Source organism: Streptomyces sp. NPDC058662, from assembly GCF_042716255.1.
GTDB lineage: Bacteria > Actinomycetota > Actinomycetes > Streptomycetales > Streptomycetaceae > Streptomyces.
Genome location: NZ_JBHXRU010000007.1, coordinates 107,682 through 120,506 on the forward strand (window position 1 = coordinate 107,682; position 12,825 = coordinate 120,506).

Below are 12,825 nucleotides of genomic sequence, written 5' to 3' on the forward strand. Positions count from 1 at the left end.
TCTGGCTCCTCCCCCCCCGAGTCGGACCGTGGGGACGACCCCCGCTCTCCCCCCCGGCGGGGGTCGTCGCATGTCCGGACGCGGTTCGCGTCCCTGCCTTCGGCCCCGAGTGACCATTCCTCAGACTCCCTTGCGGTGCGGGGGCCCGCGTGGCGAAGGCCCTCACCTCTTCGAACTCGTGACGTAGCGTAGTGGTTCCGCCGCGCTCCGAAAGTCACCTCCGAGGGTGAGCGGGTTATCCACAACGGGTCCGTTATCCACAGTTATCTAGCAAGATCCACTTCCTTTTCCTGATCGCGGCACGGTGATTCCGGCCGCGAAGTCCGCGGCGTCCGGATGTCGGGGAGAAGGAGGCGGAGATCGTGGCTCGATCGAAGTCGTTCATGGGGTCGAGGGCGGCCGGGGCGGCCGGAAGCGGCGCGGCCGCCGGAGCGGGGTTCGCCGTCGGCGGCGGGCGGCCGCTGATCATCACTGAGGATCCCCTGCTGCTGGACGATCTGCTGCGGCTGTGCGCCGCCGCGGGCGCCGAGCCCCATGTGCACCACGGGCTGCCCGAGCGGATCGCGGGCAGCGAGGACGCCGGGAACGGCGAGGGCGGCGAGGGCGGCGAGGGCGGTGCGAGCGCCGGGAGCGTCGGAGGCGCGAGCGGCGCCGGGCGGGATGTCGCCGGCAGCCCTGCGGGTGGCGCCGGGAGCGGCGCTTCGGGCGGCGGCGCCGGGGCGGTCGGATGGGAGTCCGCACCCCTCGTGCTGGTCGGCGACGACGCTGCCCGGAGGGTGCGCGGGGCGCCTCGCAGAGGCGGGGTGTTCCTCGTCGGCCGCGATCCGGACGACCCCCTCGTGTGGCAGCGGGCGGTGGAGATCGGCGCGGAGGAGGTGCTCTGCCTGCCCGACGCCGAGAACCGGCTCGTCGACCGCATCGCCGACGTCGTGGAAGGAGCCGGCCGGCCCGCCCTCACCGTCGGCGTGATCGGCGGCAGCGGTGGGGCGGGTGCCTCGACACTGGCCTGCGCGCTCGCGGTCCGGGCCGCCCGGGGCGGGGAGCGCACCATCCTCATCGACGGCGACCCGCTGGGCGGGGGCATGGACGTGCTGCTCGGCGGCGAGGGCGCCGAAGGGCTGCGCTGGCCGGACTTCGCGGGCTCGCGGGGCCGTGTCGGGGCCGGAGCCCTGGAGGAGTCCCTGCCCGAACTCCACGCCTTGCGGGTCCTCAGCTGGGACCGGGGGGACCGGGTGGTGGTGCCGCCGGCCGCGATGCGCTCGGTGGTGGCCGCCGCGCGCCGCCGGGGCGGGGTGGTGGTCGTGGACCTGCCCCGGCGGGTGGACGAGGCCGTGGCCGAGGTCCTCGCCCAACTGGACCTGGTCCTGCTGGTGGTCCCCGGCGAGTTGCGGTCGGTGGCGGCGGCCGGCCGGGTGGCGGCCGGAGTGCGGATGGTGGCCCGGGACGTGCGCGTCGTCGTGCGGGGCCGCTGCCCGGGCGGTCTGGACGCGGAGGCCGTGGCGGGACTGCTCGGGGCGCCCCTGGCCGGCGAGGTGCCGGTCGAGGTGGGCCTCCCGGGCCGGGTGGCGGAAGGGGAACCACCGGGCGCCCAGGGCCGAGGGGCGCTGGCCCGGTTCTGCGACGGCTTCTGGCAGCGGGCACTCGGCCCCGCCCAGGGGGTGGCGGCATGAGCGCGGTACTCCTGGACGCGGTGCGCCGGCGGCTGGCAGAGAGCGGGGCGGAACCGACACCGGCCAGGGTCGCGGCGGCCCTGCGCGCGCAGGGGCGGCTGCTCGGGGACGCGGAAGTACTGGGCGCGGCCGCCGAGCTGCGGTCCGAACTGGTCGGGGCGGGGCCACTGGAGGCACTGCTCGGCGACCCGGAGGTCACCGACGTGCTGGTCGCCGCCCCCGACCGGGTGTGGGTGGACCGGGGCGGCGGGCTGGAGCTGACCGGGGTGACGTTCGCCGACGCCGGAGCCGTGCGCCGGCTGGCCCAGCGGCTGGCCTCCGTCGCGGGGCGGCGGCTGGACGACGCCCGGCCGTGGGTGGACGCCCGGCTGCCCGACGGCACCCGGCTGCACGCCGTACTGCCGCCGGTGGCGGTCGGCTCGGCCTGCCTGTCCTTGCGGGTGGTGCGGCCCAGGGCGTTCACGCTGGAGGAACTGGTCGCGGCGGGGACGCTGCCGCCCGGCGGGCAGCGGCTGCTCCGGGACATGATCGAGGCCCGGCTCTCGTTCCTCGTCTCCGGCGGGACGGGCACGGGCAAGACCACGCTCCTCAGCGCCCTGCTGGGGCTGGTCGGCCCCGGTGAGCGGATCGTGCTCGCCGAGGACTCGGCCGAGCTGCGGCCCGACCACCCCCATGTGGTCCGGCTGGAGACGCGCCCCGCCAACCAGGAGGGGGCCGGCCTCGTCACCCTGGCCGACCTGGTGCGCCAGGCCCTGCGGATGCGGCCCGACCGGCTGGTGGTGGGCGAGGTGCGCGGAGCCGAGGTCGCCGACCTCCTCGCGGCCCTGAACACCGGCCACGAAGGGGGGTGCGGCACGGTCCACGCCAATGCCGCCGGGCACGTTCCGGCCCGGCTGGAGGCGCTCGGTACGGCCGCGGGGCTCGACCGGGCCGCCCTGCACAGCCAACTGGCGGCCGCCCTGACCCTGGTGGTGCACCTGGTCCGGGACCGGGCGGGCCGGCGCCGGGTGGCCGAGGTGCACGTGCTGGAGCGGGACGCCGCCGGGCTGGTGGTCACCGTGCCGGCGCTGCGCTGGTCCGCGCGGGGCTTCGTACGGGAGCCGGGCTGGGAGCGGTTGGCTCCGCTGCTGCGGGGTGCGCGGTGAGCGCGGCGGCGGCGCTGCCGGTGCCGGTGTTCGCCGGGGTGCTCTGCGCCGGGGCGGCGGCGTGGGCCGTGTCCGGGGGCGACCGGGCGTCGCGGCGCGTGCGGGCGGTGCTGGCCGGCGCCGGCCCCGTCGTCCCGGGCGGGCCGTCGCGCCGGGAGCGGCTGGTGGTCGCCGTACGCGTCCGGGCCGCGCGGTGGCGGGAAGGAGCCTGCCTCGGGGCCGGGCTGGTGCTCGCGGCGCTGGGCGGGTCGGTGATCCCGCTGCTGCTCGGGGCGGCCGCCGTGCCGCTGGTGCGGCGCTGGCAGGCACTGCGGGCGCGGGAACGCGCGCGGACGGCGCGGGCCGCCGAGGTGGCTGCCCTGTGCGGGGCGCTGGTGGGTGAGCTGCGGGCGGGTGCCCAGCCCGGGCAGGCGCTCACGGCGGCGCTGCGGCGGACGGTCGCGGGCCCCGGCGGCCCGGGGCCCGCGGAGACGGGGGTCCTGGCCGCAGCGGCGTTCGGCGGCGATGTGCCCGCCGCGCTGCGCCAGGCCGCGCGGGAACCGGGAGCGGAGGGCCTGGCGGGGATGGCCGCCTGCTGGCGGGTGTCGGTGGACGGCGGCGCGGGACTGGCCGCCGGCCTGGACCGGCTGGAGGGTGCCCTGCGGGCGGAGCGGGACCGCGAGGAGTCGCTGCGGGCCCAGTTGGCGGGCGCGCGGTCCACGGCGGTGGTGCTCGCCCTGCTGCCCCTGGTGGGACTGCTGATCGGCACCGGTCTCGGGGCGGATCCGCTGCGGGTCCTGCTGCACACCCCGATGGGGTGGGGCTGCCTGCTGGCCGGAGGGGTGCTGGAGGCCTCGGGGCTGCTGTGGTGCCGGCGCATCGTGCGGGCGGGTGAGCGGTGATGGGCCCCGTGGCTGTCCACAGGCTGGGGACGGTGCTGTGCCTCGTGGCGGCGGCGGTTACTCTCGCGGCCGTCGTGTCGGCCGGGCTGCGGGCGCGGGCGGCCAGGCACCGGGCGGCGGCTCTGCTCGGCGCCGGACAGCGGCGGCACGGGCCGGTGTTCGGCTCGCGGACGCGCGGAGTGGCCGCCGCGTGGTGGCGGCCCGCCGGAGCACTGCTGGCGGGCTGGGTGCTGGTCGGCGGGGCGGCCGGGGTGGCCGTGGGCGCGCTGGCGGCCGCGGCGGTCCACCGGTGGGCCGCCAGGGAGCGGCGGCCGGCCGGTGTCGACATGCGGGAGGTGGAGCGCCAGCTGCCCTTCGCCGCCGACCTGATGGCCGCCTGCCTGGCGGCCGGCGCGGGTCCCGTCGAGGCCGCGGAGGTGGTGGGGGAGTCGCTCGGCGGGCCGGTGGGCGACGGACTGGCGCGGGCCGGCGCCGAGCTGCGGCTCGGGGGCGAACCGGGGGCCGCGTGGGGGAGGTTCGCCGAGATACCGGGCGCCCGGGGGCTCGCGGAGTGCCTGGAGCGGGCGGCCCGGACGGGGGCGCCCGCGGCGGAGCCGGTCTCACGGCTCGCCTCGGCCCTGCGGGCCGACCGCGCACGGCGGGCGACCGCGGGGGCGCAGCGGGCGGCGGTCCTCGTCACCGCGCCGGTGGGCCTGTGTTTCCTCCCCGCATTCCTCGCGATCGGGGTCGCGCCGGTGGTGATCGGTATGGCATCCGGTCTTCTCTCCGGCACCTGAAGTCACATCAATAACGGAAAATAACAGGAGGTTGTCATGAGGATCATCAAAGCTCGGCTGCGGACAGCGGTGAGGTGTCTCGGGGACGACGCGGGGATGTCCACGTCGGAATACGCCATGGGCACGATCGCGGCCTGTGCGTTCGCCGCCGTTCTGTACAAGGTGGTCACGAGCGAAGTGGTCTCCACAGCCCTGCAATCGACCATCGGGAAGGCGCTCGATGTGCCCTTCTGAGAAGAATTGCCGCCGAATGGGCGACCGGGGATACGTGACGGCGGAGGCGGCTCTGGTGATCCCGGCGCTGGTGCTGTTCGCGGCGCTGCTCGTGTGGGCGCTGATGGCGGCGGCCGCGCAGATCCGGTGTGTGGACGCGGCCCGGGCCGGTGCCCGGGCGGCCGCTCGGTCGGAGCCGGCGGAGGTGGCGCTCGCGGCGGCTCGGCAGGCCGCGCCGGCGGGAGCGGAGGTGGAGCTGGAGCGGGCGGGCGACCTCTGGCGGGTCCGGGTCACGGCCCGGGCGCCGGGTCCCGCAGCACTGCCGTTGCGGATCGGGGCCCGGGCGGTGGCTCTGGCCGAGGACGGCGTGGGGCCGCCGCCGTGAGCCGGGACCGGGGGTCGGCGACGGTGTGGGCGACGCTGGTGGTGACGGTGCTGGTCGCGGTGTTCGCGGGCGTCCTGCTGCTGGGCCAGGCGGTCCTGGCCCGGCACCGGGCGGCGGCGGCAGCCGACCTGGCGGCCCTCGCGGCGGCGGCGACGTGGGCGCGCGGTCCGGAGGCCGCCTGCGCCGCGGCCGTCCGGGTGGCCCGCGCCCAGGGCGCCGTCGTGGTCGAGTGCCGGGTCCTCGGTGAGGTCGCCGAGATCAGGGCGCGGTCGCCGGCGGGCCCCTTCGCCCCCGAGATCCGTGCCCGCGCGGGCCCGCCCCCGGAGCCCGCGATAGGGGCCGCCCCGCCCGAACGGGGGCCGGCTCCCGAGACCTCGCTAGGGGCCGACCCGCCCGAACGGGGGCCGGCTCCCGACGGCGGCAGGGGCGTGTGAGCGCGCGCCCCGTGTCGCGGAGGCGGGTCGGCGACGGCGCCGGCGCGGGACCCGGGGCGGGGTGTCAGGCCGGCGCCGGGACCGGGCCGAGGGCCGCGCGATTCGGGCCTCGGCGGCGGTCAGCGCGCGGCCTCCAGGCCCGGCGGGCGGCGGCCCCGGGGGCCACCGCCAGGGAGCGGGCACGCGCGGCCCCCGGGGCCGCTGCCCCGGGGAGGGCCGGCCGCACGTCGTGCACCGGCCCCCGGCGGCCCCAGGAGCCGTCAGGAGCCGTCAGGAGCCGTCGGGGGCCGGGGGGTCAGGGCTGTGGGGTCGGGGCCGTCGGGGCGGCGGAGAGGAGGCGGGTGAGGAGGCGGACGGCGCCGCGCTTGTGCAGGGGCTCGTTGCCGTTGCCGCACTTGGGGGACTGGACGCACGAGGGGCAGCCGCCCTCGCACTCGCAGGCCGCGATGGCGTCGCGGGTCGCCGTCAGCCAGTCACGGGCGGTGTGGAAGGCCCGCTCGGCGAAGCCGGCGCCGCCGGGGTGGCCGTCGTAGACGAAGACCGTGGGGAGGAGGGTGTCGGGATGGAGCGGCACGGAAACGCCGCCGATGTCCCAGCGGTCGCAGGTCGCGAAGAGCGGCAGCAGCCCGATGGAGGCGTGCTCGGCGGCGTGCAGGGCGCCGCCGAGGATCTCCGGGTTGATCCGGGCCTCGTCGAGCTGGTCCTCGGTGACCGTCCACCAGACGGCCCGGGTGCGCAGGGTGCGGGGCGGCAGGTCCAGTCTGGTCTCGCCCAGCACCTCGCCGGTGATCAGCTTGCGGCGCAGGTAGGAGACGACCTGGTGGGTGACCTCGACGGAGCCGTAGCAGAGCCGGGCCGCGCCCCACGGGACCTCCTTCTCGGTCTCCAGGATGGAGAGGGAGGTGGTGTCGCGGGCGGTGGTCGAGAAGGGCGGGTCCGCCTCCTCGACGAGGGCCGCCGAGTCCTCCAGGTCCAGGTGCTTCACGAGGTAGGTGCGGCCCTGGTGGAGGTGGACGGCCCCGTCGTGGACGGCGGTGTGGGCCGCCGACTCGTCGACCGTGCCCAGCAGCCGCCCGGTCGCGGCCTCGACGATCTGCACCGGCCGGCCGCCGCCGCCCCGGATGTCGGTCAGGTCCGAGGCCCGCTCCCGGCGGGTCCAGTGCCAGGCCGTCGCCCTGCGCCGCAGCAGCTTCGCCGCTTCGAGCTGGGGCAGGAGGTCGTGCGTCGTCGGGCCGAAGAGCTCCAGGTCCGATTCGGTCAGCGGGAGCTCCGCCGCCGCCGCGCACAGGTGCGGGGCGAGGACGTACGGATTGTCGGGGTCCAGGACGGTCGCCTCCACCGGCTGCCGGAACAGTGCCTCCGGGTGGTGGACGAGGTAGGTGTCCAGCGGGTCGTCCCGGGCGATCAGGACGGCCAGGGCGCCCTGGCCCGAGCGCCCGGCCCGGCCTGCCTGCTGCCACAGGGAGGCCCTCGTACCGGGATAGCCGGTGATCAGGACGGCGTCGAGCCCGGAGACGTCCACGCCCAGCTCCAGGGCCGTCGTGGCGGCGAGCCCGAGCAGCTCGCCCGAGTGCAGGGCGCGCTCCAGGGCCCGGCGCTCCTCCGGCAGGTAGCCGCCCCGGTAGGCCGCGACCCGCGGGACCAGCGAGCGGTCGACCGCCGCGAGCCGTTCCTGGGTGATCACCGAGATGAGTTCGGCGCCGCGCCGGGAGCGGACGAAGGCGACCGTGCGGACACCCTGCACGACCAGGTCCGTCAGCAGGTCGGCGGTCTCGGCCGTGGCCGTCCGGCGCACGGGTGCGCCCCTCTCGCCGCGCAGCTCGCCGACCAGCGGCGGCTCCCACAGCGCGAAGACCACCTCCCCGCGCGGCGAGGCGTCGTCAGTGATCTCCGTCACGCGGACCCCGGTCAGCCGGGAGGCCGCCGCGGCCGGGTCGCCGGCGGTGGCGGAGGCCAGCAGGAACACCGGCTCGGAGCCGTAGCGGGCGCACAGCCGCCGCAGCCGGCGCACCACCTGGGCCACATGGGAGCCGAATACGCCCCGGTAGCTGTGGCACTCGTCGATCACGACGTAGCGCAGCGCCCGCAGGAAGGCGGACCAGCGCGGGTGGGCGGGCAGGATCCCGCGGTGCAGCATGTCGGGATTGGTGAGCACGTAGTTGGCGTACTGGCGTACCCATTCGCGCTCCTCGACGGGTGTGTCGCCGTCGTAGACCGCGGGGCGGACCGCGTTGCCGAGCGGGGCGGCGAGCGCCTTCACGGCCCGCCGCTGGTCGGCCGCCAGAGCCTTGGTGGGCGCCAGGTACAGGGCGGTGGCGCCCCTGCCGTTCGGGGCCTCGGCGCCGTCCGCGAGGGCGGAGAGGACGGGCGCCAGATAGGCCAGCGACTTCCCGGAGGCGGTGCCGGTGGCGACGACCACGGACTCCCCGTCCAGGGCGAGCTCGGCCGCGGCGGCCTGGTGCTCCCACGGATGTTCGATCCCGGCGGCCGTCACGGCGGCCACGACATCCGTTCGGATGCGGTCGGGCCAGACTGCATGACGACCCGCCCGAGGGGGCAAGTGCTCCGTATGGGTGATGCGATCAGCCCTGGAAGACCCCCGTGACAGCCGGTCCAGGACCGTGTCGGGAGTGGGTCGTGCGTCCGCGGGTGCCGTGGGCCGACCGGGGCGGTGAGTGTTGGCCATTGAAAGCGAGTGTGTCACTGGCGTGCGGGACAATGGTCCCAAGGCGCCGTGCGCGCCCTGTCGGTAAGTGATTGAATGCCATCGCGGCAGCCAATCCCTCCCCTACCTTCGGGTGGGGTAGGCCCCTGGGGGGCGCCGCTCGATAGCAAGGTGCTGGAGGATCCGTGGACCTGTCCCTGTCGACTCGCACTGTCGGCGACCGCACGGTCGTGGAGGTCGGTGGCGAGATTGATGTGTATACCGCGCCCAAGCTGCGCGAGCAGTTGGTCGAGTTGGTGAACGACGGCAGCTACCACCTGGTTGTCGACATGGAGCGAGTGGACTTCCTCGACTCCACCGGGCTCGGTGTGCTCGTGGGAGGCCTCAAGCGCGTCCGCGCGCATGAGGGTTCGCTGCGTCTGGTGTGCAACCAGGAGCGCATCCTGAAGATCTTCCGCATCACCGGTCTGACCAAGGTGTTCCCGATCCACACCACTGTGGACGACGCCGTCAACGCCACCGACTGACGGCTCCGGCCGGCGCGCAGCCGGCCAGGAGAACGGGGGCGCCGGGCCGTCATGGCCCGGGCCCCTGTCAAGTCACGCCCGTAGTCCGAGGGGGACGCGCATGGCCACCGTTGAACTGCGCTTCAGCGCCCAGCCCGAACACGTGCGGACGGCCCGCCTCGTCGCGGCCGCCGTGGCGCGGCGGGCCGGCGTGGAGGAAGCCGTCCTCGACGAGGTTCGCCTCGCCGTGGGCGAGGCCTGCTCGCGCGCCGTCGGGCTGCACCGCACCAACGGACTGACCGCGCCCGTCCGGGTCGTGCTGAACGAGGGGGAGAAGGTGTTCTCCATCGAGGTCGGCGACGAGGTGCCCGGCCCCGCCGGCGGTTCGGCCGAGGCCGTCCCCGGCATCGAGGCTGCCCTGGACCCCGACACGGACGGCCAGGACGAGATGGGCCTCGCGGTGATCAGCGGGCTCGTCGACGACGTCGAGGTGACCAGTGGGGAATCGGGCGGGACCATTCGGATGAGCTGGCCCGTCGCCGGCACCGCCGAGGCCGGGTAGCCGCGACCGGCCCCGCGCCGGCGCGCATTCCAGCGTATCTTCCGATCTTCATCAAGGCCCTGCTGAGCAGGGCCTTTTTTCATGCCCTCCGGGTCAATGGCCGGGCGTCAATGCCTTTGCCCCATTACTACTTTCGAGGGTAATGGAGTGACGCGATCTATTGGTGAGGAGCGAGAGCACGCCAATTCCGTTTCCCGCGCACTGTTTTGATCAGGGCGCGCTCCCTACAATCCGTCCACATCTTGAGCTCATCACGTCAAGGAGGACGAATGACGGGGCTCTTCACCCCTATCGCGCCGGGTCGCACCACTGACCTGGCAGCCGCAGTACTCACTGATGACAATCGGCTCATCGTGATCGTCATCGCGGTCGTGGCACTCGCCGCGCTCGTCGTCGCGCAGATCCTGGTCCGCCAGGTCCTCGCGGCCGACGAGGGAACCGACAGCATGAAGAAGATCGCCGCCGCCATCCAGGAAGGCGCCAACGCCTACCTGGGCCGCCAGCTGCGCACGCTCGGCATCTTCGCCGTCGTGGTCTTCTTCCTGCTCTTCCTGCTCCCCGCGGACACCTGGTCGCAGCGGGCCGGGCGATCCGCCTTCTTCCTCGTGGGCGCCCTCTTCTCGGCGGCCACCGGCTACATCGGCATGCGTCTCGCGGTCCGCGCCAACGTGCGCGTCGCCGCCGCCGCGCGCGAGGCCACCCCCGCCGAGGGCGAGCCCGCCAAGGACCTGACCGAGGTCTCCCACAAGGCGATGAAGATCGCCTTCCGCACGGGTGGCGTGGTCGGCATGTTCACCGTCGGCCTGGGCCTGTTCGGCGCCTCCTGCGTCGTCCTGGTCTACGCCGCCGACGCCCCGAAGGTCCTGGAGGGCTTCGGGCTCGGCGCCGCACTGATCGCCATGTTCATGAGGGTGGGCGGCGGCATCTTCACCAAGGCCGCCGACGTCGGCGCCGACCTGGTCGGCAAGGTCGAGCAGGGCATTCCGGAGGACGACCCGCGCAATGCCGCGACCATCGCCGACAACGTGGGCGACAACGTCGGAGACTGCGCCGGTATGGCCGCCGACCTCTTCGAGTCGTACGCCGTCACCCTGGTGGCGGCACTGATCCTCGGCAAGGCCGCCTTCGGCGACCTCGGCCTCGCCTTCCCGCTGATCGTGCCCGCCATCGGCGTGGTCACCGCGATGATCGGAATCTTCGCGGTCTCCCCGCGCCGGTCCGACCGCAGCGGCATGGCCGCCATCAACCGCGGCTTCTTCATCTCCGCCGTGATCTCCCTGGTGCTGGTCGGGATCGCCGTCTACGCGTACCTGCCGGCCACCTACAAGGAGCTCGTCGGCGTCGAGGACGCCGCGATCGCCAACCACGCCGGCGACCCGCGCGTCCTGGCCGTCGTCGCCGTCGCGATCGGCATCGTGCTCGCCGCCCTGATCCAGCAGCTGACCGGCTACTTCACGGAGACCAACCGCCGTCCCGTCCGGGACATCGGCAAGTCCTCCCTGACCGGCGCGGCCACCGTCGTCCTCGCCGGCATCTCGGTCGGCCTGGAGTCCGCGGTCTACACGGCGCTGCTCATCGGCCTCGGCGTCTACGGGGCCTTCCTGCTCGGCGGCACGTCGATCATGCTCGCGCTGTTCGCGGTGGCCCTGGCCGGCACCGGCCTCCTCACCACCGTCGGTGTCATCGTCGCCATGGACACCTTCGGTCCCGTCTCCGACAACGCCCAGGGCATCGCCGAGATGTCCGGCGACGTCGAGGGCGCGGGCGCGCAGGTCCTGACCGACCTGGACGCGGTGGGCAACACCACCAAGGCCATCACCAAGGGCATCGCCATCGCCACGGCCGTGCTCGCCGCGGCCGCGCTCTTCGGCTCGTACAACGACGCCATCGCGACAGCCGTGAAGGAAGTCGGCGCCAAGACCGGGGAGATGAACCTCAGCCTGGACATCGCCCAGCCCAACAACCTGGTCGGGCTGATCCTGGGCGCGGCCGTCGTGTTCCTGTTCTCGGGCCTGGCCATCAACGCCGTCTCGCGCTCCGCGGGCGCCGTGGTCTACGAGGTGCGGCGCCAGTTCCGCGAGCACCCCGGGATCATGGACTACAGCGAGAAGCCCGAGTACGGGCGCGTGGTCGACATCTGCACCAAGGACGCGCTGCGCGAGCTCGCCACGCCCGGCCTGCTCGCCGTCCTCACCCCGATCGCCGTGGGCTTCTCCCTCGGGGTCGGCGCGCTGGGCTCCTTCCTCGCCGGAGCCATCGGTACGGGCACCCTGATGGCGGTCTTCCTCGCCAACTCCGGTGGCGCGTGGGACAACGCGAAGAAGCTCGTCGAGGACGGCCACCACGGCGGCAAGGGCAGCGCGGCCCACGCCGCGGTCGTCATCGGCGACACCGTCGGCGACCCGTTCAAGGACACCGCCGGTCCCGCGATCAACCCGCTGCTCAAGGTGATGAACCTGGTGGCGCTGCTGATCGCCCCGGCCGTCGTGCAGTTCAGCTTCGGCCCGGACACGAGCGCGACCGTACGGGCCGTCGTGGCGGTCCTCGCGATCGGCGTCATCGTCGGCGCGGTGTACGTCTCCAAGCGCCGCGGCATCGCCGTCGGCGACGAGGCCGAGGACGGGACCGCCGAGCGGGTGGCCCAGTCGGCCGATCCGGCGACGGTCACCTGACCGGTACGCGGGCAGTAGGACGGGCGGGGCCGGGCAAGCCGGGCGTACGCCCGAACGGCGGACGGGCGGCGCGGACTGACGCGCCGTCCGTCCGCCTTTGTGCGTCCCCGGAGGGGAGGCGTGTATCTTCCGGGCCGAGAGCCTTCGAAGGGACCAATCCGGTGAACAAGAAGCTTGCGACCGCGTTGTCGGGCGGTGCGGTGCTGATGCTCGTCCTGTCCGGCTGCGGCGGGGACGACGGCGACGAGAAGGCCGACGCGTGGGCCAAGAAGGTCTGCGACGCGTGGCAGCCCGAACTGAAGAAGATCGAGGCCGCCAACGCCGACATCAAGCGTGTGGCGACCGAGAGCAGCAAGCCCGAGGAGGTCCAGTCGACGGACTCGGCGGCCTTCGGGACCATGTCCGTGTCGTACCAGTCGATGGGGACGGCTCTGAAGGACGCGGGGGTTCCGCCCGTCAAGGACGGTGCGGCGACCTCGGCCGAGGCCGTCAAGGGCTTCGAGTCCACGGCCAAGGGCTACGCCGACCTGAAGGCGAAGATGGACGCCCTCGACCCCAAGGACCAGACGAAGTTCGCCGAGGGGCTCAAGGAGCTCGCCGGGGGTCTGGAGGAGGCGACGAAGGGCGGCAAGGACGCCCTCGCCCAGCTGAACGCGGGGGGCCTGGACAAGGCCATGAACAACCAGAAGGGCTGCCAGGTCACGGCGCCGTCCACCTCGCCGTCGCCCAAGTAGCCCGGCGGACCTGCGGAAGGGCCGCCGGCGCCCGGCGCGCCCGCCGCGCCCGCCCGCGAGTGCCGCGCAGCAGGGCGGCCGGCGGCGGGTGAGGGGCCGGCGTCCGCGCGGGCGAGCGCCCGGCGGCGGGGGGGGGCGTTCGACCGGGCGGCGCGCGGGCGCGCGGGGCGCGGAGCCGGGTC

General features: G+C 74.9%; 11 protein-coding genes and 1 pseudogene. 11 read left to right on the top strand and 1 reads right to left on the bottom strand.

The window, feature by feature from the left end; all coding sequences use genetic code 11:
* The first annotated feature begins 383 nt into the window (after positions 1 to 383).
* Genes ssd through ACFWUQ_RS05360 form a run of 7 tightly spaced genes read left to right on the top strand, consistent with a single transcriptional unit; the run spans position 384 to position 5,504 of the window.
* Positions 384 to 1,670 (top strand): septum site-determining protein Ssd, encoded by a 1,287-nt coding sequence (gene ssd, locus ACFWUQ_RS05330; protein ID WP_384533083.1) that lies wholly within the window; start codon positions 384 to 386, stop codon positions 1,668 to 1,670.
* Positions 1,667 to 2,815: a TadA family conjugal transfer-associated ATPase gene (locus tag ACFWUQ_RS05335; RefSeq protein WP_384533044.1), complete on the top strand. Its 1,149-nt coding sequence runs from the start codon at positions 1,667 to 1,669 to the stop codon at positions 2,813 to 2,815. The genes ssd and ACFWUQ_RS05335 overlap by 4 nt, the downstream gene beginning before the upstream one ends.
* Positions 2,812 to 3,696, top strand: coding sequence for a type II secretion system F family protein (locus ACFWUQ_RS05340; RefSeq protein WP_384533047.1), 885 nt, complete (start codon positions 2,812 to 2,814; stop codon positions 3,694 to 3,696). The genes ACFWUQ_RS05335 and ACFWUQ_RS05340 overlap by 4 nt, the downstream gene beginning before the upstream one ends.
* The gene (locus ACFWUQ_RS05345) at positions 3,696 to 4,472 is read left to right on the top strand and encodes a type II secretion system F family protein (protein WP_384533049.1); all 777 of its coding nucleotides are present in this window, start codon (positions 3,696 to 3,698) and stop codon (positions 4,470 to 4,472) included. Before ACFWUQ_RS05340 ends, ACFWUQ_RS05345 begins: the two co-directional genes overlap by 1 nt.
* Before the next feature lie 36 nt (positions 4,473 to 4,508).
* Complete coding sequence (locus ACFWUQ_RS05350; RefSeq protein WP_384533052.1) at positions 4,509 to 4,706, top strand: DUF4244 domain-containing protein; 198 nt, start codon at positions 4,509 to 4,511, stop codon at positions 4,704 to 4,706.
* Positions 4,707 to 4,722: 16 nt separating this feature from the next.
* Positions 4,723 to 5,070, top strand: a complete 348-nt coding sequence (locus ACFWUQ_RS05355) for a TadE family type IV pilus minor pilin (protein ID WP_384533055.1) — start codon at positions 4,723 to 4,725, stop codon at positions 5,068 to 5,070.
* Entirely contained in the window at positions 5,067 to 5,504 is a 438-nt protein-coding gene (locus ACFWUQ_RS05360) for an Rv3654c family TadE-like protein (protein ID WP_384533058.1), read from the top strand. The genes ACFWUQ_RS05355 and ACFWUQ_RS05360 overlap by 4 nt, the downstream gene beginning before the upstream one ends.
* A 295-nt stretch (positions 5,505 to 5,799) precedes the next feature.
* On the opposite strand, the pseudogene ACFWUQ_RS05365 reads toward ACFWUQ_RS05360, so the two are convergent.
* Positions 5,800 to 8,272, bottom strand: a pseudogene (locus tag ACFWUQ_RS05365) (DEAD/DEAH box helicase).
* Positions 8,273 to 8,354: 82 nt separating this feature from the next.
* Between ACFWUQ_RS05365 and bldG the strand changes: the two are divergent.
* From bldG to ACFWUQ_RS05385, 4 genes are all read left to right on the top strand, one after another.
* Positions 8,355 to 8,696, top strand: coding sequence for an anti-sigma factor antagonist BldG (gene bldG / locus ACFWUQ_RS05370; protein ID WP_030028781.1), 342 nt, complete (start codon positions 8,355 to 8,357; stop codon positions 8,694 to 8,696).
* A gap of 100 nt (positions 8,697 to 8,796) precedes the next feature.
* Positions 8,797 to 9,237, top strand: coding sequence for an ATP-binding protein (locus tag ACFWUQ_RS05375; RefSeq protein ID WP_384533062.1), 441 nt, complete (start codon positions 8,797 to 8,799; stop codon positions 9,235 to 9,237).
* 269 nt (positions 9,238 to 9,506) lie between these two features.
* The gene (locus tag ACFWUQ_RS05380; RefSeq protein WP_384533065.1) at positions 9,507 to 11,909 is read left to right on the top strand and encodes a sodium-translocating pyrophosphatase; all 2,403 of its coding nucleotides are present in this window, start codon (positions 9,507 to 9,509) and stop codon (positions 11,907 to 11,909) included.
* A 161-nt stretch (positions 11,910 to 12,070) separates the two neighbouring features.
* Positions 12,071 to 12,643, top strand: coding sequence for a small secreted protein (locus ACFWUQ_RS05385; protein ID WP_384533068.1), 573 nt, complete (start codon positions 12,071 to 12,073; stop codon positions 12,641 to 12,643).
* Positions 12,644 to 12,825: the final 182 nt, after the last annotated feature.